This is a genomic window from Nocardia sp. NPDC057663 (assembly GCF_042799895.1).
Classification (GTDB): Bacteria; Actinomycetota; Actinomycetes; order Mycobacteriales; family Mycobacteriaceae; genus Nocardia.
Map to the genome: position 1 here is coordinate 68,555 of NZ_JBHVHX010000024.1, position 22,202 is coordinate 90,756.

A 22,202-nucleotide genomic window follows, 5' to 3' on the forward strand; every position below is an offset into this window, starting at 1 on the left:
TCACTACTACCCACTCATAACAACCTTCCCCCGCCGAGATAGGCTCGGCCGCCCGCGCCCCCTTTCCCCCCCCGCCCCCCCCCCCCCGACCGTATCCGTCAGGCGGCGTCCATGGCCGCGGTGATCTTGCGGGCCATCGCGGTCACGGCGGGGTTCGGCCCGCCCCTGTGGGGCTGGGTGGCGGCTTCGACGGCGACCAGGACGGTGTCGCGGAAGTTGTCCGCCTCGGCCGGGTCCTGCTTGCCGAGCAGGTTCATGGCCGCGGTGAGGCTCGGCAGTACCTGGTCGGCGAGTTCGGCGACGGACTTGCCGTGCAGGTGAATGTCCTTCGATTTGGCCGCGAGCACATGCCCGACCAGTCCGGTCGCCGAGGTGAGGGCGATGGAGCCCTGCGAGATCCCCTTGTGCGTCGCACCCGCGGCGGCGATGAGCGACACGGCGCCGTAGGCGGCGGTGCGCAGGGTGCTGTTGTTCTGGTCGGTCAGGGTGGTGATGGTGGTGGACATGTTGTGTGCTCCTCGAAATCTGTTGTGGCGCCGACTGTGTCGGTGCCGGTCGTTTTGTTCGATGTACACACTGTGGCCGGGCTGCCTGACACCGACCTGACGCCCACCTGACACGCCCACTGACACCGCGATCGGCATCATCGACAGGCCACCTGACCCTGCCGCGGCGGGCGTGCCAGGGCAGCGGGCGGCGAACGACGTCGTTCTCGTGCAACCGACGCAGTACCGCAGCAAGCGAAATATCCTGCCCCGCAACCACATCGGACAGCTCCGCGGTGCTGGGTGGACGTCCTCGTGCTGCGAATCCGCGCAGGATCCCCTGCGGTTCTAGTCGGCTATCTGATCGGTGACATCAGGGGTGGTGGCGAGGCGGATGATCAGGTCGACCGTGAAGTCGAACTCGCGATCGCGGTCGAATCGGGCGAGGTACGGTGCGGCAAGTCCGATCTGCGGTAGTCCGGACGCTTCGAGTGTGGCCTGACGCTCGGCGATCCCCGCCGGGTCGGTCGTACCGAACGTCGGTCCGGCTGACGCCTCGCGGAGCAATGTTCCGATCAGCGTCGCCAACAGGGTGCGCAGGAAATGGACCGCTTCCTCGGGGCCGCGTCCGGTGCGTCGCAAGACCTCGAGGATGCCTTCGACGGGGGCGAGGCCGACGGTCGAGGAAAGCTGGCGGGTCAGGACCAGTGTCGCGGCTTGGGGGTGGGCCAGCGTGATGCGGCGGAATTCGTGAGCCCAGGCGCGAAGATCGGCGTCGATCGAGTCGGTCGCGGCCGGCGGGCGTAGTTGTTCGAGTACGTGTTCGGCGACCGCGTCGAGAAGGTCACCCTTGTCCTCGACGTAGTGGTAGAGGCTCTTGGCGTCGACCCCAAGGATGCGGCTGACCGAACGCATGCTCACGGCGTCGATACCTTCGGCGTCGATCACCGAGAGCGCTGCCTGCTGGATCGCGGTCCGTGAAAGCTGAGCCTGAGCCTTCGGCGGTCGCCCGCGCCGGGGCGGTCGCAGGCTTGGTGTCGCATCGGTCATGGCGTTCATTGTTCCCACTCTTGCATATTTCCACGGTGTGGGTTTAATCTGAACTCAATCCCACGCTGTGGAATTAATGACATGAGGTGGAATCAATGCGGATGCCGTGGCGACAAGGTGACGTGCTGGAACTGGCGAGCGTCGGCGCGCAGGTCGACAGCCTGACCGATCTTTCGGCGATCGACGGCGGTCCGGGCGCCCGGCTCGCCGCGGCCCGGGCTCAGGCGGTGGCATTTCGGCAGGAGTTCGTCAGGACCGGCACACCCGACAGCGTCACCACCTGTGACCTGGTGACGCTGCCGTATCCGACGCGGTTCGGCCTGTTCCGTGCGTCCCGCGCGATAGCGCCGTTTCTGGCGATCACCAACCGGATGCTGGTCATCAAGTGGCACGAGAGCGACGGGACGCCGCGGGTGCTGCTCTTCGAGCCCAGTGATGTCGAACTCGGCCGCTACACACCGTATTTCGACAAGCTCGTCGAACGAACTCCCGACGTGGTGTCGAAACGGATGGTGACCGAGCACGGCACCGTGGTCGGACACCTGTCCCGGCTCGGCATCGATCCGGCCGAGGTCGACTACCTGATGTTCGACCACCTGCATACCCAGGACCTGCGCCGCTGGATCGGCACCACCGCGCACCAGGCCGATCTCGGTGCGCAACCGAAACCGGTGTTCCGGCGCGCGAAGGTCATCGTGCAGCGTGACGAACTGGCCGCGATGGCGGATCTGCATCCGCTCCAGCGCCCGTGGTACCAGCCCGGGGCCTACCGCGATGTTCCACCGGAGGCGTTCTTGCCCATCGACGGGTCGGTGGTGCTCGGTCCCGGCGTCGCGGTGGTGAAGACCCCCGGCCACGTCTTCGGCAACCAGAGCTTGGTGCTCAACACCTCCACCGGGGTGTGGGTGAGCAGTGAGAACGTGATCGCCGCGGAATGCCTCACTCCGGAGTTCTCGCGGCTGCCAGGGGTGGCGCGGTGGGCGCGGGAGTGGGGACAGGACATCGTGCTCAACGCCAACACCATCGAAACCACTGTCGATCAATACAACTCGATCGTGTTGGAGAAGACGCTGGCCGACCGCAGCCAGCGCGATTCCCGCTTCCTGCAGTTCTTTCCGTCGAGCGAGCTGACCGCGGCGTGGACCAATCCCGGTACCTCGCCGACATTCACCCACGGCTCCATCACGCACCACTGACCTCGGTGGGGACCCCGACCGATCCGTTCCACCATGCTGTGAAAGGAAACCCGCACATGCGTGCACTCATCGGCGGCGCCGGACAGAACTGGCAGCTGCGCGACATCGAAGCCCCGCACCAACTCGGCGCGGTCCGCATCCAGGTCATGGCCGCCGGGCTGAATCGCGCCGACCTCTACGCCCTCGACGGCAGCTACACAGCCAACTCCCAGCAGGCCGGCGAGTTCACCGCGGGCATGGAGGTGGCGGGTGTCGTGGAAACGTCGAGTCCGCTCGCGCCGCACCTCGCCGCCGGGACACCGGTCATGGGCATCACGATCGGTGGTTTCGCCGACTACGCGCTGTGCGATCCGCGCCTGCTCGTGCCCATCCCCGACGGTCTGAGCTTCGAGGAGGCCGCGGCGCTGCCGGTCGGGTTGATCACCGAACACGACGCACTGGTCAGCCAAGCGGGTTTCACCGCGGGCGACAGCGTGCTGATCGTCGGCGGCACCAGCTCGATCGGGCTGGTCGGCATCCAGCTCGCCACAGCGCTCGGCGCGAGCACGGTCATCGCCACCACCACGAGCGAAGACAAACGAGACGCCCTCATCGCCGCAGGCGCCGACGTCACCGTCGACACCACCACCCAAGACCTCGCGGCGGTGGTCGCGGCGGCCACGGACGGCCGCGGAGCCGACATCACCCTCGACCATGTCGGCGGGGAACTCTTCGCCCAGCTACCCGCCGCCACCGCAATCGGCGGCACCATCGTCAGCATCGGCCGACTCGCCGGTGCCGCGACCACCCTCGACCTCGACACGATCGCCTTCCGCCGCCAGCGGCTGCTCGGCACCACCTTCAGTATTCGCACCCGTGCTGAGCTGGCCGACGTGGTCGCCGCGCTGACCCCGCAGGTGCTTCCCGCTGTCGCCGCGGGCAAGATCTGCCCGCGCGTGGACGCCGTCTTCGCGCCCGAACACGGCGACCTCGCGGCCGAGCGGCTGCGCGCGAATGCGGCGGTGGGCAAGATCGTGCTGTCCTTCGCCGACGCGCACAGCGGGCCCGCTCCGGCTCCGGCACCGTCGCCGCGGGCGGGCGGATGAAGGTCCATCACCTCAACTGCGGCACCATGCACCCGTTCGCCACACCCGGCGGGCTGGTCTGCCACGTCCTGCTGGGGGAAACCCCACGAGGACTCGTCCTCGTCGACGCGGGCCTGGGGCTGCGCGATTCCCATTCGCCCGGAGCGAGATTCGGGCCCGGCCGCTTCTATGTCCGCCCCGTCTTCGATCCCGGCGAAGCCGCGATCACGCAGATCCGACGGCTCGGCTTCGATCCCCACGACGTGCGCCACATCGTGCTCACCCATTTCGATGCCGATCACGCCGGTGGCCTGGCCGACTTCCCCTGGGCTCAGGTGCATCTCACCAGTGCCGAGTCCTTTGCGGCCCGGCATCCCCGTACGCTGATCGAACGACATCGCTACCTCCCGCCGCAGCGATCCCACAACCCGGTGCTCGTCGAGCACACGCCGGCCATGGGGGAGTCCTGGCGCGGGTTCCCCGGTGCAGAGGAACTCACCGACATCGCGCCCGGGATCGTGTTGATCACCCTGCCGGGGCACAGCCGGGGCCATGCGGCCGTTGCCGTCGATGCCGGTGATCGGTGGGTGTTGCACGTCGGTGATTCCTTCTACCACCACGGTCAGCTCGACGGCTCCGGTTCCGCCCCGCGCGCGATCACCGCGATGGAACGCGTCATCGCCTACGACTGGAAAAAGGTCAAGGCAAACCACGAACGGCTCTCCGAACTGTGGGCGGCCGCCGATCCCGGCCTGATTCTCGTCAACGCGCACGACCCATACCTGCTCGACCGAGCGCTGGGGCGAGCCTGACCCCGGTCGGCTCGCCGGGCACGTCTGAGCATGTGCCATCACCTCCGCGAACCCGCGGAGCTGTGTCGAATCCTCTGAACAGAAAGCGACAGTGCAATGAGCCGGATCTTCGGCAGTATCACCCAAATGGGTTATGTCGTGCGCGATATCAACGCTGAGATGCAGCGATGGCTCGCGCAGGGCATCGGCCCCTGGTTCTACGTCCACGACGTCGAGACCGACTACTTCACCTACCGCGGCAGCGATTCGCCGATGAAAATGAGTGTGGCCCTGGCCAATTCCGGCGACGTCCAGATCGAGCTGATCCAGCCGCGCAACGACGCGCCGTCGCTCTACCGGGAATTCCTCGACTCCGGGCGCGAAGGCTTGCAGCACATCGCCTACTGGACCGACGACTACCAGGCGCTCTACGACAAGGCGCTGGCATCGGGTTACCAGGTGGGCCACGAAGGGTCGATCGGCGGCGACCTGGGCAGATTCGCCTACTTCGATACCGAGAAGACCTTCGGCCACATCATCGAGATCTCCGACATCAGCGGTCCCAAAGGCCAATTCTTCCGCTACATCCGGGAAGTCGCGGCGACCTGGGACGGCAGCGAACCCATCCGCGGCGACGTCGACAAGCTCGCCTGACCACCGAAAAGGCCATCAATGACGATCATCGATTTCCCCGACACGACGACTCTGCCCGCCGCGCTGCAAGAAGCGCTGTCCACACACACCGCCAACATCTACCGCATGGTCGCCCATTCGCACGGCATGGGCCTGAGCTTCCTGACCATGGCCGACGCCATGCTGCAGACCAACTCGGTTCCCTTCCCACTGCGTGAGCTGGCGATCCTGCGCGTGGGCCACGTCTACGAAGCGCCCTACGAACTGCACCACCACGAGAGGTTCGCGCGAGCGGTCGGGCTCAGCGAGGACGCTATCGCCGCCGCTGCTTCCGGTCGCGGCGAAGGACTCCGCCCCGAGGAAGCGGCCGTGCTCCGCTGGACCGACCAGATCCTGGACGAGCACACCCTTCGGGAGTCCACCCGGGCCGAAGCTCTGGAACTGTTCAGCGTCACCCAACTGGCCGACTTCGTTCTCACCATCGGCTTCTACCAACTCGTCTGCAACTTCCTCAACACCTTCGGGGTCACCACCGTGGGCGAAGAGTAGGGCGGCCGAGGCCAGGCGACAGAGTTCGCGTTGGATGTCGGTGTTTACCCGCCCGTACCTGGCTCGGGCCGGGCGCGGGCGGGTAATGACGTCAGCGAGTTCGGTTTACACGGATGCTGCGTCGTAGGCGGCGATGACTTCGGCGGAGATCCTGCCCCGGCTGGATACGCTGTGGCCGTTTTCGCTTGCCCACGCCCGGATCGCCGCGAGGTCGTCCCGACGAGAGGAAGTACCCGCGGTCGCCGTCACCGACGATCGGCGGTTGGCGGACTTGGTGCGTCCGACGCGGCGCGCATAGGGCAGCCACTGGTCGAATGTATCGCGCAGCTTGGTTGCGTTGGTGTCGGACAGGTCGATTTCGTAGGCTGCGCCGTCGATTTCAAAGCTGACGGTGTCTTCGGCGACCGAGGTGCCGTCGAAGTCGTCGATGAGGGTGACAACTACCTTGCGCGCCATAGCTCTGCGTCCTGTTCGTTGTGTACGGAAATACCTGTTGGTAATCGTAATTGATCACACCAGCCGCCCCCAGGGCAGCCCCACAAGCCATGCCACTCGGATTAATGACCTATTTCTTCCGCTTGATCTGAGCACCCCCGATGCCCATAGATATGATCGACGTGGATATGTGGTCGGAACCAAGGCAAGGTCCCGATCGGGTGATCGAGACCTTGCCGAGGATCACATATGACGGGGCAGGATCAGTCGGCGATCGGGATGTCGATACCCGCGGCGCCGTGGACGGCGGACAGGGTCACCACGGTGTCGGGTTCGGTTTCGCCCGCGTACAGGGGGTCCTCGGTAGCGAGGATGACGGCGAGCTGGTGGCCGACGGGGACTCGATAGTCGGTGGCCTGCAAGCGCAGATCGACCGCGGTGGGATGTTTCGGTTCGGCGGTGCGCACCGTGGCCGCGGCATGGGTGATGATCTTCAGATTGCCGGTGACCACGTCGAGATCGAACAAGTAGGCGACCACGGTGACGGCATCGGTGGTGGGAGCCACCGTCAAACGAACGCGTGGGATACCCGCGATGTGGTGGGGCGACAGAAGTGGAGCGCTCCTCCACACCGCGCTGGTGGATCGATCGACCTCGGCGAACTTGTGACGCACGGGCATGAGCAGCCGCTCACGGAAGCCGTCCATGACCAGTTGGTTCACGGCGCGGACCTGCGGGTCACCGGAACGGATGGTCTGGCTGAAGTCCGAGGGCGGGTCGAGAACCAGTGCACCATCGCCGGATCCATTCGCGGGTGCGGCGAAATGGTAGGTGCGGATCGGGTTGGACGACCAGCTTTCCAGGGCGGCGAAGGAGGACACAGTGAAGCTGTGCATGGTCTCGGTGTGCACGACACCATCGCTATCGATGCCGTTGTCGACACCCTTGAGATAGTGGTCCAGCCAGTCGTAGGCTGCCTCGGAGGTGCGAGTGTAGACACCGAGCAGCAGGCCCGGAACCTCCACTGCCCCATGGTCTCCGATCGCCAGATCCAAGCGCTTGGGGCCGGGGAACTCGGCGAAATAGCTCAGCAGCTGGTTCTGGGGAAAGATGGTCTCGTGCCAGTAGCTGGTGAAGAAGGTCGGCACGGGGCGGCGTTCATCCGGGATGTGAGCGGGCGAGCGCCGTCGCGCGTACTCCAGCACACCCTCGATATCGGTGTTCGTCCGGAAGTCCTCGAGTATCTTCACCAGCTCGGCGCTGGGCTTCTCGCTGATCGCGCCCAGGGCTTCGGCGGCGAGGATGTGGCGGGTCTGGTTGTCGTACAACGCCTCGCCGAGGTCGGCCCATGTACTCAGGGCGACAACTGCTTTCACGCGCTTGTCGGACTGGGCGACCAGCTGGCTGATACCTGAGCCGTAGGAGATGCCCGCCATGCCGATACGTTCCGAGTCGACCTCGATCTCCGGTTGCGCGAGCGCCCAGGTGATCACTTGCGAGCCGTCCGCGACGTCTTCGGGACCGGCCACCGTCAGCTCACCACCGGACCCGGGCAGGCCGCGCTCGGTGTAGGCGACGACGGCGTAGCCGCGCATGAGCAGCCTGATCAGCGCCCCGGAGTACATTTTCCAGCCCGTGGGGTCCAGGCCGGCGGGAAGTACGACGAGTGGATGCGGACCATCGCTGGTCGGCCAGGCGGCCATGGCGTCGAGCAGTTCGCCGTCGTGGCCGGGAATCTGTACCTGAGTGAACCGGCACCGAGCGCGGACGGCGGCGATGTCGTCGATCAAGTATTCGGGGACACCGGTCGCGTTCCCGGTGAGCAGATCGTCGACGACGGCGAGCGCGTCGGCTTCCTGATCGGGGGCGAGTAGGCGCAGGCGGTCCGGGCGAGCTTCTGGCATGGTGATCTCCTGTCGAATTGGTGTATTTCGGAGCAGCAGAACAGTTGCGCGACAAGCAAGGGAGCCACTACGGGACGAGATCCAAGCCACCCCCGCTCACCGGAGATGCTACATCGACGTCGACCACTCATGTGTTCCGTTGCAGCGGTTGATATTTGACATGCATGAGTGCGAATGCGATTGATCTCGCTGTGCACACCCTGGTGTCACGGTCGAGTGATTCTCAGGGGTGACGACGACATCGTCGAATGACCGACGGCCGAGATTCACGCCATACTCGCGGTGCATACTCTGCGGACCGCCCCACAGACGTTTGCCGCGATGGTAGCGACACCGGGCACAGCGCCTGACCTCTTCGTCGATTACTTTGCCACGTCGCTGGTGTGGAGATCATCGGTGCCAGCTGCGACAGCAGGGTGGCGCGGGCCAGCGCGGAGTTCGGATCAGCGCAGATCGCCCCGCCGTCCTCCCCGAGGACTCGGACGATCCGCTCCCGGGTCGGCGGATGTGCTACCCCGGCTTGTTCGAGCGCCGCGATGAGCTGGTCGGCTTTCGCCTCGGCTCGGGAGTTGGACGCTGCCGACGAATAGGCGATCAGAACGATGACCAGCAGAATCGCGAACGTGATCGCGACGACGCTGTACATGATTGTGCGTTCGCGGCGACTTCCCATGGATTCGGTGTCGGTGGTCATGACGCGCTCCCCTCGGCCTGCTCCGATTCGTTCGGTTGCTTCCAGCCATCCTGTGGCCCGGTTATCGAACCGATAGCAACGCCGAGTGCGGCCCCGTCGAGGGCGGGACGGGGGCACCGCGAGACCAGCGATCAACGCCGGTCCACGGTCGGCCGTCCGATCGCGCTCCTCTCTCGTGATTGCGCGACGTCTTGTCCAGTCGCATCTTGTTTGGAGGAATCCGTTCCGGTAAACTCTGAGCAACCCCACGAATGCGGATAATGCACCCCCGCAAACATATTCGCGGGGCAGACGGTTCTCGATGATGCACCACGACACCGAGCGAACAGTCGCGCACGGAAAGGGAGCATCCCCTTATCGTGACTAGCCACCACAGGTGGTCCACTGGCAAATGGATTCGAACAAGTAGAAGTTTCCAACAGGACCTGCATCCATTCAACGGCGGATTTGCCTGGTGTCGAGTGGGCGGTCCTCAGCATCACCGAGGAGTCGACCATGACCGCACACACGTCTTCGGCGCCCGACGTCACACCCGGGGGAGAGCCCGTCGAGCGGCAGGCCGTCGCCGAGGGGATATCCATCGCGGCAGCGTTCATGCTTGTCATTTTGGCGGTGGTCTCCATTCTGGAGGGTATCTCCGCGATCGTGGACGACAAGTTGTACGTCGCCGGAATCGAGTACGTCTACGAGTTCGACACCACGACGTGGGGCTGGATTCATGTCGTGCTGGGCGCCGTCGCGCTGATCTGTGGCCTCGGCCTCGCGATCGGATCGACATGGGGTCGGTACGGCGCGCTGGGAATCGCCGCGCTGGTCATCGTCGCGAACTTCATGTCCCTGCCGTACTACCCGGCGTGGTCCATCGTGGTCATCGCGCTCAGCGTCGTGACCATCTGGGCTGTCTCCACCTGGCGACCCGAACGCTGAGTTCTCGTCGGTTGTCTCCTCGATAGCTCGTCCAGCGGTGGGCGAGGCGCCGACCAGGAGGAACGATGGCATCCCTGTCGATCGACCAACGCGATCGGTTGCACCGCAACGATGTCCGCGCGTACACCGTCGGCGTCGAGGAAGAGGGCCCGCCTACCGGTTCCATCACCGACACGCCGAGATACCGGCGCATGGCCGAACGCTTCGGGGCACTGGTCCAGCAGGTGACCTGCGATGCGCGATGACAACGAATCTGTGCAGATCGATCAGGTGATCGAACGCCTGATCGCCCGTTTCCCCGCGGAATCACCGGCGGAGATCGAGCTCCTGGTTCGCCGTATTCACGAGCGATTCGCCGATGCCCGCGTCCGCGATTTCGTTCCGCTGCTCGTCGAGAAAGCCGCTCGGCAAGCTGTCGGCGTCTCCCCGATCGAGGCCATCGGCGAGGAGCCACACAGTGCGCCGACGATGGCTACGATCTAGAGGGTTCCCCCACCCTGCCGAAGTGCCCTGATCAGGAAAAGGACGGCGCGCTATGGCCGCCACGCACACGGTGCACGCCGTCGCCGGGCCGCCCGCCCCGGTGACGACCTCTCCCGCGCGCGCACGAGTACGCTGAGGCAACCCGACCATGCCGTGGAAGGACCGCGTGACCGCCTTACCCGGGATCGCGACAGCCCGCGGATATCGCCGTGCGTGGCTGCGAGCCGATGTCACCGCGGGCCTCGTCCTGACCGCGCTGTTGATCCCCGCCGGTATGGGCTACGCCGAAGCCGCAGGACTTCCCGCGTACGCCGGGCTCTACGCGACCATCGTGCCGCTGCTGGCCTACGCGGTGGTCGGGCCGTCCAGAATCCTTGTTCTCGGCCCGGATTCCTCACTCGCCCCGCTGATCGCGGCCGCGGTGCTACCACTGGCCGCCGTCGATGATCCCGACCGTGCGCTGGCCCTGGCGGGAGTCCTTGCCGTCCTCGTCGGGCTCATTCTGCTCGTCGGTGGATTCCTTCGTCTCGGGTTCGTCACCGAGCTGCTGTCCAAGCCCATCCGGCTCGGCTATCTGAACGCGATCGCGCTCATCGTCGTCGTCGGGCAACTTCCCAAACTGCTCGGCTTCTCCGTCGATGCCACCGGCGTGCTCGCCGAAATCGCCGAGATCGGGCAGAGCGTGGTCCGCAGCGAAATCGATCCCATCGCGACCGCTATCGGCCTCGGCTCGCTCGCTGTCATCCTGGCCTTCCGCTGGTGGCTGCCCGCGGTACCGGGGGTGCTGGTCGCGGTCGCGGGCGCCATCGCGATCTCGGCCGCCGCCGGACTCACCGACGACATCGGCATGGTCGGTGCCCTGCCCGAAGGCCTGCCGCTGCCTTCCATCGGCGGCATCGGCTGGGCCGACATCGGGCATCTGATCGGACCCGCGGCGGGGATCGCGCTGATCGCGTTCGCCGACAGCGGCGTGCTGTCGCGGACCTTCGCTTCCCGGCACGGGGAAGATGTCGACGGCAGCACCGAGATGAAGGCGATCGGGGTCGCCAATGTGGCGGGTGGACTGTTCGGTGGATTTCCCGTCTCCGCGAGCGGGTCACGAACTCCGGTCGCCGAACAGAGCGGCGCCCACACGCAATTGGCGTGTGTCGTCGGCGCGATCTCCGTTCTGCTCTTCGTGCTGCTCGCCCCCGGACTCACCGCGTACCTGCCCGACGCCGCGCTCGGGGCCGTCGTCATCGTCGCGGCCACCGCGTTGATCGACATCCGCGGCATGGTCCGGATGTGGCACATGAGTTCGGTGGAGTTCGCGCTCGCGACGGCCGCGTTCGTCGGCGTCGCGCTGGTAGGCGTGCTGCAGGGGATCGTCGTCGCGATCGGTCTTTCGTTCGTCGCGGTGGTCGCGCGAGCCTGGCAGCCCTATCGCACCGAACTCGTCCAGACGCAGGACCGTCCCGGCTACCACGACATCGAGCGCCACCCCGACGGGCAACGCATCGCGGGCCTGGTGCTGGTGCGGTTCGACGCGCCCCTGTTCTTCGCCAACGGACAGATCTTCGACGAATACGTGCGCTCGGTCGTCGCGCACGCTCCGTCCCCGGTCGAATGGGTCATCATCGCCGCAGAACCCATCACCGATCTCGATACGACGGCCGTCGACGAACTCGTCGATCTCGACAATTACTTGGCAGGCAAGGGAATTCGATTGATCTTCGCCGAGATGAAGGGACCGATCAAGGATAAGATCATTCGCTTCGGTGTCAGTGACCGGTTCGACGGGACGCACTTCTATCCCACCGTCGAAGCCGCCGTAGACGCCTTTCGCCATCGAAGCGACCGTGCGATGGATAGTTGAACCCACGAACTCGAACCGGCTGCCGGCTGGTGCCGAGGCAATCGACCTCCCGTGCTGGGTCGCAGCATCGATCGGCCGGAAACCATGGACGTGCCCCTACCTGCGGTGGGAAGCTCGAAGGAGCCGGATCCCTAACTGGAGGGAGCGTGCGACATGGTGGACCGGACGAACGGGGCGCAGCGACCGGAGAGCATCCGGAACGTGGCGTTGGTTGGCAGCAGCGGTGCGGGGAAGACGACGCTGGTGGAGGCGCTGGCGTTGGCGACCGGGACGGTGAACCGGGCCGGCCGGGTGGAGGACGGGACATCGCTGTCGGACTACGACGAGGTCGAACGGCGACAGCACAGGTCTGTGCAGGTGTCGGTGGTCCCGGTGATGTGGGGCGGGGTGAAGATCAATCTGATCGATACGCCGGGATGCCCGGATTTCGTCGGCGAACTGCGGGCCGGGTTGCGGGCGGCGGACGCGGCACTTTTCCTGGTGTCGGCGGCCGACGGAGTGGAGGGTGTGGCGGGGGCGACGCGGGAACTGTGGGCCGAATGCGCGCGGGTGGGGATGCCGCGGGCGATCGTGATGACACATCTGGACACGGCGCGGGCGGAGTACGCGGAACTGGTGCAGACCTGTCAGGCGCTGCTGACCGACGGAGCGAGCGATACCGTGCTGCCCCTGCACCTGCCGGTCTACGGGCAGAAGAGCCCCGACGGGCACCGGCCCGCGATCGGACTGCTGGAACTGCTCGAGCGACGGGTCGCCGACTATCGCAGCGGGAAACGGGTGCGCACCGAACCTTCCGCGGAACAGCTCGCGGTGATCGACCCGGCCCGCGATCGGTTGATCGAGGCGATCATCGCCGAGAGCGAAGACGAAACGCTGATGGACCGGTACCTCGACGGCGAACCCGTCGAACTCGACACCCTGGTCGACGACCTGGAACGAGCCGTGGCGCGCGGAAGCTTCCATCCGGTGCTGTTCGCGGCACCGGCGGCCGAGGACGCGGAGCAGGGCCTCGGCACGCTCGAACTGCTGGAACTGGTCACGGCCGGGTTCCCGACACCGATCGAACACCCGCTGTCGGCCGTGCCGCGCGGCGACGGCGCCACGCCCACCGCACTGCGCTGCGATCCGGCGGGGGAACTCGCCGCGGAGGTCATCCGGACCTCGTCCGACCCGTATGTGGGACGGGTATCGCTGGTGCGGGTGTTCTCCGGCACGCTGCACAGCGAGGACACCGTCCGCGTCTGCGGACCCGAGCACGATGCCGACGACCGGGTCGGCGGGGTCACCGCGCCGTTGGGGAAACAACAGCGGACACTGACCGAGGCCGTTGCCGGCGATATCGCGTTCGTGAGCAAACTCGGCCACGCGGAAACCGGCGACACCCTGTCCGGCCCCGGGAATCCCCTGCTGATCGAGCCGTGGCAGCTGCCGGAACCCCTACTGCCCGTGGCTATTCGGGCGCAGGGGAAGGCCGATGAGGACAAGCTCTCGCAGAGCCTGACCCGGCTCGTCGCCGAGGATCCGACCCTGCGGCTGGAAAACAACGAACACACCCATCAGCTGGTGCTGTGGTGTCTGGGGGAAGCCCACCGTGATGTCGCGCTGGAACGGTTGCGCGGGCGGTTCGGGGTTCGGGTGGACGTGGAACCGTATCGGGTGGCGTTACGGGAGACGCTCGCCGCGGCGGCCGAGGGGCGCGGCAGGCTGGTGAAGCAGTCCGGCGGTCATGGGCAGTACGCGGTGTGCCAGATCCAGGTGGAACCGCTGCCGGCGGGGACGGGATTCGAATTCGTCGACCGGGTGGTCGGTGGAGTGGTGCCGCGGCAGTTCATCGGATCGGTGGAGAAAGGGGCAAGGGCGCAGGCCGCGCGCGGGGTCACTCCTGGATATCCGCTGGTGGATGTGCGGGTGACACTGGTGGAGGGGAAAGCGCACTCGGTGGACTCCTCCGACGCCGCCTTCCAGACCGCGGGTGCCCTCGCCCTTCGCGACGCGGCGGACGCGTCCGGGACCCTGCTGCTCGAACCGGTTGCCGCGGTGCGGGTCACGGTCCCCGACGACCAGCTGGGCGCCGTCCTCGGCGACCTGTCCACCCGGCGCGGTCGCATTCTCGGCACCGAACCGGCCGAGCCCGGCCGCACCCAGATCCGGGCCGAGGTACCCGAACTCGAACTGAGCAGGTATGTCATCGACCTGCGATCGCTCACCCACGGGGCGGGGTCGTTCGCCCGCGGGTATCTGCGGCACGAGCCGATGCCGGCCGCCGTCGCCGCGCGGGCACGCAAGGAAAGCGCCGAGGCGCCGGCTTGAATCGCCGGGCCGAGCGTGGAGACGGGGTGGATACGATCCCCTGGTGAATGTGGATGTGATTCCCGGCCGAATGATCGAGGTGCCGATGGCGGATGCGAGTGGCATGGATCGGCGGGCATTCGGTGAATTCGTCGGGCCGCAGGGTGAACTGGCGTCCTATGCGCTGGGCTGGACCACCGGGTCCGATCCACACGCGGGGCGGATCACCATCGGCATCGGGGTGGGCAATCCCGGAGGTGCGACCTTCCACGCCGTGGTCTTTCCGCATCAAGGCTCGCACGCGTACGGTCTCGTGGACGATCCCTTCGAGCAGGTTCCGCAAGGTGGCCCGGATCTGACCGCCGAACAGGCACGTGCGCACGAAGATCTGCCGTTCGTGTGGTGGGTGGTCGATCGGGTGATGGAGCGGGATCCACGCGCCTGGTGGATGCGGCATTGGGTCGTCGGCACCCAATGCATCCAGACCGCAGAGGTATTCGAGCAGCAGGAACCGATCCTGCACGTCGGTCATGACGAGGACGGGTGGTGGCAGCTGATCGGCTCGTCCGACGCCGGGCCCGGCGGCAAGATCGGGCATCTCTGGCACGCCATCGATGAGGACCCGACCCTGCAGGACGTGCTGGATCTCCCCGTAGGTAGTCGCGCTACCCGCGAGGGTGTCGCGCGGATGTGGACCAAGACCTGATAGGAAGGCGATCTGCTGTTGCAATGCTGGCGTATCCCCGTGGGAGTCCATCAGTTGGTCACTATGCCCCGCCGAGCGTCGAACCCTGATACATCCCGGTCCCGAGGCAGCGAAATGCTGCCTCGGGACCGCGACAGCGTTCGCTACGCCGGGATCAGTTCGGCGATGAGCTTCTCGATGCGCGTACGGATTTCGTCACGGATCGGACGAACGGCTTCGACGCCCTTGCCCGCCGGATCCTCCAACTTCCAGTCGCGGTAGTCGACGCCCGGGAAGTACGGGCACGCGTCACCGCAGCCCATCGTGATCACCACCGTCGAGGTCTCGACCGCATCCGGGGTGAGGATCTTGGGGGCCTGGCTGGTGATGTCGATGCCGACTTCGGCCATCGCCTCGACTGCAGCCGGGTTCAGGGCATCGCCGGGAGCACTTCCCGCGGAACGCACTTCGATGGCGTCACCGGCGAGGTGGGTCAGGAAGCCTTGTGCCATCTGGGATCGTCCGGCGTTGTGGACGCAGACGAACAGCACGCTGGGCTTGGTCGACACTGGGTGTCCTTTCAGTGGGTGGTGATGTCGAGGGAGGTGAGCAGGTCGCGGACGCGGTTGCCGATCTCGTCGCGGATGCCGCGCACGACCTCGAGGGACTGGTGGTCGGGGTCGGTCAGTTCCCAGTTCTCGTAGCGGCGGCCCGGGTAGATGGGGCACGCGTCGCCGCAGCCCATGGTGACGATGACGTCGGCGGCGCGCAGGATCTCCTCGGTCCAGGGCTTGGGGAACTCACCGGTGATGTCGATGCCGATCTCGTTCATCGCTTCGACCGCGACCGGGTTGATGTGGGTGCCCGGCTCAGATCCGCCCGACCAGGCGATCGCCTGGTCACCGGCGAGGTGGGTGAACCAGCCCAGCGCCATCTGGGAGCGCCCGGCGTTGTGGGTACACAGGAACAGCGCGACCGGCTTGTCGGTGTTGAGTTTTCCCTCGACCTTGGCCAGGGCGAGCAGGCGCTGGCGGGCGAAGCGCTCGGCCAGCAGCGGCAGATAGTTGATCACGGTGGCGCGGGAGGCGAACTCGTCGTAGCTGGTGGTGAGGAAATGTTCGATGGTCTCGCGTCCGTAGGTCTCGGCGAAAGCCTCGTGTAGCCGGGTCGCCGCGGTGGTGAGCGCGTGGCGCTGGTCGATGGTCAGGGTCGAGCGCAGGTGGTCGGCGGGCGCGACGGGGCTGTCGGACATAGATGCTCCCAGTGAGGGGATGGGTCAGTGATCGGTGGTGGACGGATGGGGGACCACCGCGTTGTCGGCAGCCTCGGCTACCGAGCGCGGATACAGCGCGACGATCAACGCCAAACCCAGTGCGCCGCCGATGATCTGCGCGAGGATGAACCCCGGTGCGGATCCCGGTGCGATACCGGCGAAGGTGTCGGAGAAGATCCGGCCGATGGTGACGGCGGGGTTGGCGAAACTGGTGGAACTGGTGAACCAGTACGCGGCGCCGATATAGGAGGCGACGGCGGCGGCCGACATCGCGGCGCGGCCGCTGCGGGCCAAGGCGAAGATCACCGCGATCAGCCCCGCGGTGGCGACGACCTCACCGACGAGGTGGCCGGTGGTGATGCGGTCGTGGGTGGAGATCTGCCAGGCACCCAGGTCGAACATGACGTTGGCCAGAACCGCACCGGTGATCGCGCCCGCGATCTGAGCGATGGCGTAGGTCAGGACATCGGTGGCGGTGAGCCCGGTGCCATGCCGGCGTCCGGCCAGCCAATCGGCGGCCGAGACAACAGGATTGAAGTGCGCGCCGGAGACGGGGCCGAACACCAGGATCAGGACGCCGAGGCCGAAGACGGTCGCGGTGGAGTTGGCGAGCAACTGCAGGGCGACATCGTCGGTGAGCTGCTGAGCGGCGATGCCGGAACCGACTACGACCGCGACGAGGGCGGCGGTGCCGACGAATTCGGCCAGCAAACGGCGAACGTGGTCAGTCACCGGGCACCCACTTCGATCGCAGGGATGTCGAGCAGACGCGACAGCGGCGCCAGTGCCTGTGACTCGATCCGGTAGTACACCCAGGACCCCCGGCGTTCGCTCGACAGCAGACCCGCCTCGCGCAGCACTTTGAGGTGGTGGGAGATGGTGGGCTGGCTCAATTCGAATCCCGCGGACAGGTCGCACACACAGGCCTCGCCGCCGTTGTGGCTGGCGACCAGGCTCAGCAGCCGCAACCGCACCGGGTCCGACAATGCCTTGAATGCGGCGGCCAGTTCGATGGCGGATTCGGCGGACAGCGGTTCACGCGTCAGCGGGATGACCTCACAGGAGGGTGATGCCTGTGGCTGACAGGATGCGGGCGGTTTCGACACGCATCGATATTGACGGTCGTCGAATCACTGAGCAAGCGAACAACGGGTGAACGCGACGACCGTCGACGCTATCGGCAGTCTGCGGGGCCGCAGGAATCCGCCCCGGTGCCAGTGCCGTCGGTAGCCGCGCGACGTTCGAGCAGCACGGTGTCACGCCAGACGCCGTCGAGGACCGCGATGCGCTCCCGCACCCCGACGGTGCGGAATCCCGCGGAATGGTGCAGGGCGATGCTGGCGCGGTTCTCGGGGAAGATCGAGGTCTGCACCATCCACAGGCCGTCGGCATCCGCGGCGATCACCTGGCGGTGCAGCAGCGATTTTCCGACACCGCGTCCACGGGCGGCCTCGGCGACGTAAACGGAGTTCTCGGCGACACCCGCGTAGCAGTCGCGGCTCGAGGCTGGGGCGAGCGTGGCCCAGCCGACGACCTCGCCGTCGATCTCGGCGACCCACCGGTGGGCGGGCAGCCAAGCGGCGTCGAGGTATTCGCGGTCAGGCACCTCGGTGGCGAAAGTGGCGTTGCCGGTGGCGATGCCCTCACCGTAGATGCGGCACACATCATCCCAGTCGGCGTCGGTCATCGCGCGCACGGAAACGTCGGCAGGCAGGTCCGACGGGCAGCACGGGCGCGGAGTCAGCACGCCCATCACGGCGTCGGCGGCGTGGGGGAGTCCGGTGCAGCAGGCCGGGTTGACGGTGACGACGGTGGAGGTACCGCTCTTGTGGACCCCGACGAAGCCGACATCGGCCAGCTTGCGCACGTGATGCGACACGGTCGGCTGGGTGATGCCCAGCGCCTCGGTCAGCTCGCCGACGGTGATCCCGGTCGGCCGAGTGGCAACGAGGTGCAGCAGTCGGACCCGGGTGGGTTCGGCCAGGCAGGAGAACCATTCGGCATAGGTGGTCGCGTCGTCGATCGACAGGGCGTCGACGCGGGGCGCGGCGGAGTCGCGGACGGTGGGCATGTCCAGGGACGTCATGAGTCGATTATATAGATGACAATCGATGGTTGCATTCATCGATGGTGGCCGATAAAGTTCGAGTCATTACATAGATGCATGTCGATGAATGGAGCCTTGTGATGACCGATCTGCCTGTCGTCGTCGTAGGAGCCGGCCCCGTCGGACTGGCCGCAGCAGCCGAGCTGCGGGAACGTGGCCAGGACGTAGTGGTGTTCGAACGCGGTCCCCGAGCCGGTGCCGCAGTCGCGCAGTGGAATCACGTGCGCTTGTTCTCCCGCTGGGCGGAGCTCATCGCCCCCGCGGGCCGTCGCCTCCTCGACGGCACCGGCTGGGTGGCCCCGGCCGACGGGGACTACCCGACCGGTCAGGACTGGGCCCGCGACTACCTGACACCCCTGGCCGACGCGCTGGGGGAGGCGGTCCGCTACGACACCGAGGTCGTCGGCGTCGCGCGCCGCGGCCGCGACCGGGTCGTGGACTCCGGCCGCGACACCGAACCGCTGTCGGTGCACCTGCGCCGCGCCGACGGATCCGAGGACCGGATCCTGGCACGCGCGGTCATCGACGCCTCCGGCACCTGGACCACGCCGAATCCCCTTGGTGGGGAAGGGCTTCCTGCCATCGGTGAACGTGACAACAGCACCATCGCCTATCGGGTGCCCGATGTCGATTCCGACTCCGAGCGGGCGCGCTACCGTGGCGCCCACACCGTGATCGCCGGTAGCGGGCACTCGGCGCTGACCGCGATCGTGGCGCTGTCGCAGCTGGCGCACGAGCCCGGCACCCGCCTGACCTGGGTGCTGCGCCGCGGCCGGACCGATGCCACCTTCGGTGGCGGCGAGGCCGACGAACTGCCCGCTCGCGGTGCGCTCGGCCTGCGCGCGAAGAAGGCCGTCGAGGACGGGCTGCTCGACGTGGTGACCGGATTCCGCACCGCCGCAGTCGACACCGATGCCGAAGGGCGAACGACTCTCGTCGCCGACGACGGGCGCAGCATCGAGGGGGTCGACAATGTCATCGCCTTGACCGGGTTCCGCCCCGATCTGTCGTGGTTGTCCGAGGCCCGTCTGGAACTCGACTCCGTCCTGCAGGCCCCGGTCCGGCTCGCGCCGCTGATCGACCCGAACGTGCACTCCTGTGGCACCGTCTATCCGCACGGCGTCGCCGAACTGACCCACCCCGAGTCCGGGGTCTATCTGGTGGGGATGAAGAGCTACGGCCGTGCGCCGACGTTCCTGGCGATGACCGGCTACGAGCAGGTCCGTTCCGTCGCGGCCGAACTCGCCGGTGACCACGAGTCCGCCGCCCGGGTCGAGCTGACCCTGCCCGAGACCGGTGTCTGTGGCGGCGCGGGTGTCTTCGACGACCCCGAGGGCGCAAGCTCCGGCGGCTGCTGCGCACCTGCTCCTGCGGTGCTCACGCTGACTGTCCCGTCGATCCAGCACTGACCATCTATGTCGTCCACCATGACAGCCACGCAGACCGGACCGGCTTCGGCCGGTGCCGGTCTGCGGCGGCGCGTGCTGATCACGTTGTGCCTCACCGAAATCACCAGTTGGGGCATCCTCTACTACGCCTTCCCCGTCCTATCGGTGTCGATCTCGGCCGACACCGGATGGTCGCTGCCGATGCTCACCGCGGCGTTCTCCCTGGGCCAACTCGCCGCGGCCCTGACCGGTATTCCGGTCGGACGCATCCTCGACCGCATCGGCCCACGCACCGTCATGACCGCGGGATCAGTCCTCGCGATCCCTGCCCTGATCGTGGTGGCACTCGCCCCGAACCCGGTGGTGTTCTTCCTCGGCTGGCTCGTCGCCGGGGTCGCGATGGGCGCGGTGCTGTACCCGCCCGCGTTCGCGGCACTGACCCGCTGGTACGGCACCGACCACGTCAAAGCCCTGATGATCCTGACGCTGGCCGCCGGTCTGGCCAGCACCGTGTTCGCGCCACTGACCGCCGTCCTGGTCCAGCGCACCGATTGGCGCGCAACCTATCTCGTCCTCACCCTCGTGCTGGCGGTCGTCACGGTGCCCGGGCATCTGTTCGGCCTCAGAGGGCCTTGGCCACCAGCACCGCCGCCGATCACCCCGCACCACGACGACCATCAGGCAATCGCCCGCAGCCCCGCGTTCGTGGCCTTGGTGATCGCACTGAGTCTCGGCGCCTTCGCGGCGTTCGCCGGGGTGTTCAACCTCGTCCCGCTACTCATCGAACGCGGATTCTCCCCATCGCTGGCCGCACTGACTCTCGGCCTCGGCGGCGCTGGGCAAGTCCTGGGCCGCCTCGGCTACATCCCGCTGATGACCCGCACCACCCCGGCCGCGCGCATCGTCGGCGCGTTCGCCACCACCGCCATCGCGACCGCTCTGCTGGGCTGGGTCACGACAGTATTCGCACTGATCGCGGTATCGATCGGCGCGGGTCTGATCCGCGGGATCATGACCCTGGTGCAAGCGACCGCGATCACGGACCGATGGGGCGCAACCCATTACGGCCGACTCAACGGCCTGATGTCAGCACCTGTCGTCGTCGTGATGGCGGCAGCACCGTTCGCCGGCACCGCGCTGATGAGCTGGACCGGCACCTGGGCCCGCACCTACCTCGTCCTCGCCGTCATCGCGGCCGTCGCGGCGGTCATCGCCATCGCGACGATCCCACGCACACCCGAACCCGTCGATTCGTAAGAGGACGTCGTGATGACCGCCTATGACGCGGTGATCGTCGGAGCAGGCCAGTCCGGCCTGGCCGCCGCCCACCACCTGCGCCGCTACGCGGCCGGTCTCGACTTCGACTCCACACCAACCAGCGCATCACCACCGTCGACCACGACGGTCACCAGTTCAGCGCGCACGCAGACACCGGCACGACGTTCACCGCACCGCGATTGATCGCCGCGACAGGAGGATTCGCCACCCCACCATCCGGAGCTACCCGGACGTGACTCCTTCACCGGGACCGTGCTGCACGCCAGCGCCTACCGGGTGGACGCTGGCACGAACATAGGTCAGCGTGGCACCGCGCGGTCCGCAGCGCGGCCCGCAGCGCCGACGACAGAGATGCCGTAGGCGATGTCGTGGTCTGCGGTGCGGGGGTGGTCAGCACCGGCAAGGGGCCGTAGATGCGTTCCTGCAGGGGTGTCCGAGGCGGGACAATCGGCTCGATCACCGGTGATCACCGCCCCTGGCGTCCAGGGCGAAAAGTGGCATTGCTGCCACCCGTGATAGATGTTCCAGCAGGTCGGTGACGTGCAAGGCGGTACTCCTCCGTGTGCGAGTGCACTCGAACACGCGGGAGCTCCGAATGTGGCATGCGTGCCACAAATCTGTGCGCGAGAGGGGACTCGCAAACAGATTTCGGATCAAAGCTTCGGAAATGTGTGATCGAGAGCGATCGAATACATATCGCGAAGCTGTTGCGGCTCAATCATATAAGGGACAGTTACATTCTGGTCAAGCCATAGTTGGCGGTGCTCTCGCGTACAAGCAATTCGGACGCTCAGTTCGACTACCCGCCCTCACTGGTCCATCCCGCCCAAGCCCGGGCGACCCCGCTTGTGGCTGCGGAGAGTTTGTCCAGATGTGTCAGTGCGTGCTAATCGAGGCTGAGCATCAACAATCCGGCTGCCCCTGCGACGGCCAGACATGTAGGCGAGGTGGATGTCGACTTGACGACCGTGAGCGCGCTGACTGAAGCCCCGACGACCGCATGGTCAACGACGCGAGAGGACAGTGGGTCCCACAACCGCACCGTACCTTCGTCGCTGCCGATGGCCAGTAGGGTCCGTCCGTCCGGCATCGGTACCGCTGCGACCGCGTTCACCC

At 66.8% G+C, this 22,202-nt stretch carries 25 protein-coding genes; 14 read left to right on the forward strand and 11 right to left on the reverse strand.

Annotated features, from left to right (window positions below):
- Positions 1 to 98 precede the first annotated feature (98 nt).
- A complete protein-coding gene (locus ACFVAV_RS31480) occupies positions 99 to 506 on the reverse strand; it encodes a hypothetical protein (protein ID WP_379039221.1) in 408 nt (135 codons plus the stop codon).
- A gap of 327 nt (positions 507 to 833) precedes the next feature.
- Positions 834 to 1,535: a TetR/AcrR family transcriptional regulator gene (locus ACFVAV_RS31485; protein ID WP_379039222.1), complete on the reverse strand. Its 702-nt coding sequence runs from the start codon at positions 1,533 to 1,535 to the stop codon at positions 834 to 836.
- A gap of 95 nt (positions 1,536 to 1,630) precedes the next feature.
- On the opposite strand from ACFVAV_RS31485, the gene ACFVAV_RS31490 reads away from it, so the two are divergent.
- From ACFVAV_RS31490 to ACFVAV_RS31510, 5 genes are all read left to right on the forward strand, one after another.
- Complete coding sequence (locus tag ACFVAV_RS31490) at positions 1,631 to 2,731, forward strand: hypothetical protein (protein ID WP_379039223.1); 1,101 nt, start codon at positions 1,631 to 1,633, stop codon at positions 2,729 to 2,731.
- A 56-nt stretch (positions 2,732 to 2,787) separates the two neighbouring features.
- Positions 2,788 to 3,816 carry a zinc-binding dehydrogenase gene (locus tag ACFVAV_RS31495; protein WP_379039224.1) on the forward strand — a complete coding sequence of 343 codons (1,029 nt, stop codon included), beginning with the start codon at positions 2,788 to 2,790 and terminating at the stop codon, positions 3,814 to 3,816.
- The gene (locus tag ACFVAV_RS31500) at positions 3,813 to 4,607 is read left to right on the forward strand and encodes an MBL fold metallo-hydrolase (RefSeq protein WP_379039225.1); all 795 of its coding nucleotides are present in this window, start codon (positions 3,813 to 3,815) and stop codon (positions 4,605 to 4,607) included. Before ACFVAV_RS31495 ends, ACFVAV_RS31500 begins: the two co-directional genes overlap by 4 nt.
- A gap of 126 nt (positions 4,608 to 4,733) precedes the next feature.
- A complete protein-coding gene (locus ACFVAV_RS31505) occupies positions 4,734 to 5,240 on the forward strand; it encodes a VOC family protein (protein WP_379039226.1) in 507 nt (168 codons plus the stop codon).
- Between the two features lie 18 nt (positions 5,241 to 5,258).
- Positions 5,259 to 5,768 carry a carboxymuconolactone decarboxylase family protein gene (locus ACFVAV_RS31510; protein ID WP_379039227.1) on the forward strand — a complete coding sequence of 170 codons (510 nt, stop codon included), beginning with the start codon at positions 5,259 to 5,261 and terminating at the stop codon, positions 5,766 to 5,768.
- Positions 5,769 to 5,873: 105 nt separating this feature from the next.
- Here ACFVAV_RS31510 and ACFVAV_RS31515 read toward each other — a convergent pair whose 3' ends face one another.
- The 3 genes from ACFVAV_RS31515 to ACFVAV_RS31525 all read right to left on the reverse strand — a co-directional run bounded on the left by ACFVAV_RS31515 (position 5,874) and on the right by ACFVAV_RS31525 (position 8,801).
- Entirely contained in the window at positions 5,874 to 6,224 is a 351-nt protein-coding gene (locus ACFVAV_RS31515) for an Lsr2 family protein (RefSeq protein ID WP_379039228.1), read from the reverse strand.
- Positions 6,225 to 6,466: 242 nt separating this feature from the next.
- Positions 6,467 to 8,107, reverse strand: coding sequence for a CocE/NonD family hydrolase (locus ACFVAV_RS31520; protein WP_379039229.1), 1,641 nt, complete (start codon positions 8,105 to 8,107; stop codon positions 6,467 to 6,469).
- 223 nt (positions 8,108 to 8,330) lie between these two features.
- On the reverse strand, positions 8,331 to 8,801 hold the full coding sequence (locus ACFVAV_RS31525) for a hypothetical protein (RefSeq protein WP_379039230.1): 471 nt from the start codon (positions 8,799 to 8,801) through the stop codon (positions 8,331 to 8,333).
- A 495-nt stretch (positions 8,802 to 9,296) separates the two neighbouring features.
- Here ACFVAV_RS31525 and ACFVAV_RS31530 point away from each other — a divergent pair, with 495 nt between their 5' ends.
- The 6 genes from ACFVAV_RS31530 to ACFVAV_RS31555 all read left to right on the forward strand — a co-directional run bounded on the left by ACFVAV_RS31530 (position 9,297) and on the right by ACFVAV_RS31555 (position 15,061).
- Complete coding sequence (locus ACFVAV_RS31530) at positions 9,297 to 9,728, forward strand: acetyltransferase (protein ID WP_379039231.1); 432 nt, start codon at positions 9,297 to 9,299, stop codon at positions 9,726 to 9,728.
- Positions 9,729 to 9,793: 65 nt separating this feature from the next.
- Positions 9,794 to 9,973 (forward strand): hypothetical protein, encoded by a 180-nt coding sequence (locus tag ACFVAV_RS31535; RefSeq protein WP_379039232.1) that lies wholly within the window; start codon positions 9,794 to 9,796, stop codon positions 9,971 to 9,973.
- Entirely contained in the window at positions 9,963 to 10,211 is a 249-nt protein-coding gene (locus ACFVAV_RS31540; RefSeq protein ID WP_379039233.1) for a three-helix bundle dimerization domain-containing protein, read from the forward strand. Before ACFVAV_RS31535 ends, ACFVAV_RS31540 begins: the two co-directional genes overlap by 11 nt.
- Positions 10,212 to 10,359: 148 nt before the next feature.
- Positions 10,360 to 12,066, forward strand: a complete 1,707-nt coding sequence (locus ACFVAV_RS31545; RefSeq protein WP_379039234.1) for a SulP family inorganic anion transporter — start codon at positions 10,360 to 10,362, stop codon at positions 12,064 to 12,066.
- A gap of 153 nt (positions 12,067 to 12,219) precedes the next feature.
- Positions 12,220 to 14,376 carry an elongation factor G-like protein EF-G2 gene (locus ACFVAV_RS31550; protein WP_379039235.1) on the forward strand — a complete coding sequence of 719 codons (2,157 nt, stop codon included), beginning with the start codon at positions 12,220 to 12,222 and terminating at the stop codon, positions 14,374 to 14,376.
- A 43-nt stretch (positions 14,377 to 14,419) separates the two neighbouring features.
- Positions 14,420 to 15,061: a hypothetical protein gene (locus ACFVAV_RS31555; RefSeq protein WP_379039236.1), complete on the forward strand. Its 642-nt coding sequence runs from the start codon at positions 14,420 to 14,422 to the stop codon at positions 15,059 to 15,061.
- A 143-nt stretch (positions 15,062 to 15,204) separates the two neighbouring features.
- Here ACFVAV_RS31555 and ACFVAV_RS31560 read toward each other — a convergent pair whose 3' ends face one another.
- From ACFVAV_RS31560 to ACFVAV_RS31580, 5 genes are all read right to left on the reverse strand, one after another.
- Complete coding sequence (locus ACFVAV_RS31560) at positions 15,205 to 15,609, reverse strand: arsenate reductase ArsC (RefSeq protein ID WP_379039237.1); 405 nt, start codon at positions 15,607 to 15,609, stop codon at positions 15,205 to 15,207.
- A gap of 11 nt (positions 15,610 to 15,620) precedes the next feature.
- Positions 15,621 to 16,292, reverse strand: a complete 672-nt coding sequence (locus ACFVAV_RS31565) for an arsenate reductase ArsC (RefSeq protein WP_379039238.1) — start codon at positions 16,290 to 16,292, stop codon at positions 15,621 to 15,623.
- A 24-nt stretch (positions 16,293 to 16,316) separates the two neighbouring features.
- A complete protein-coding gene (locus ACFVAV_RS31570) occupies positions 16,317 to 17,045 on the reverse strand; it encodes an aquaporin (RefSeq protein WP_379039239.1) in 729 nt (242 codons plus the stop codon).
- Complete coding sequence (locus tag ACFVAV_RS31575; RefSeq protein ID WP_379039240.1) at positions 17,042 to 17,419, reverse strand: ArsR/SmtB family transcription factor; 378 nt, start codon at positions 17,417 to 17,419, stop codon at positions 17,042 to 17,044. Before ACFVAV_RS31575 ends, ACFVAV_RS31570 begins: the two co-directional genes overlap by 4 nt.
- Before the next feature lie 68 nt (positions 17,420 to 17,487).
- Positions 17,488 to 18,399 carry a helix-turn-helix domain-containing GNAT family N-acetyltransferase gene (locus ACFVAV_RS31580; protein WP_379039241.1) on the reverse strand — a complete coding sequence of 304 codons (912 nt, stop codon included), beginning with the start codon at positions 18,397 to 18,399 and terminating at the stop codon, positions 17,488 to 17,490.
- A 101-nt stretch (positions 18,400 to 18,500) separates the two neighbouring features.
- Between ACFVAV_RS31580 and ACFVAV_RS31585 the strand changes: the two genes are divergently transcribed.
- From ACFVAV_RS31585 to ACFVAV_RS31595, 3 genes are read left to right on the forward strand one after another with little or no spacing between them, the layout of a single operon-like run.
- Positions 18,501 to 19,829 carry an FAD-dependent oxidoreductase gene (locus tag ACFVAV_RS31585; RefSeq protein WP_379039242.1) on the forward strand — a complete coding sequence of 443 codons (1,329 nt, stop codon included), beginning with the start codon at positions 18,501 to 18,503 and terminating at the stop codon, positions 19,827 to 19,829.
- 18 nt (positions 19,830 to 19,847) lie between these two features.
- The gene (locus ACFVAV_RS31590) at positions 19,848 to 21,065 is read left to right on the forward strand and encodes an MFS transporter (protein ID WP_379039243.1); all 1,218 of its coding nucleotides are present in this window, start codon (positions 19,848 to 19,850) and stop codon (positions 21,063 to 21,065) included.
- Between the two features lie 12 nt (positions 21,066 to 21,077).
- Entirely contained in the window at positions 21,078 to 21,269 is a 192-nt protein-coding gene (locus ACFVAV_RS31595) for a hypothetical protein (RefSeq protein ID WP_379039244.1), read from the forward strand.
- Between the two features lie 703 nt (positions 21,270 to 21,972).
- On the opposite strand, the gene ACFVAV_RS31600 is transcribed toward ACFVAV_RS31595, so the two are convergent.
- A partial coding sequence (locus tag ACFVAV_RS31600) for a hypothetical protein (protein WP_379039245.1) occupies positions 21,973 to 22,202 on the reverse strand: 230 nt, incomplete at its 5' end.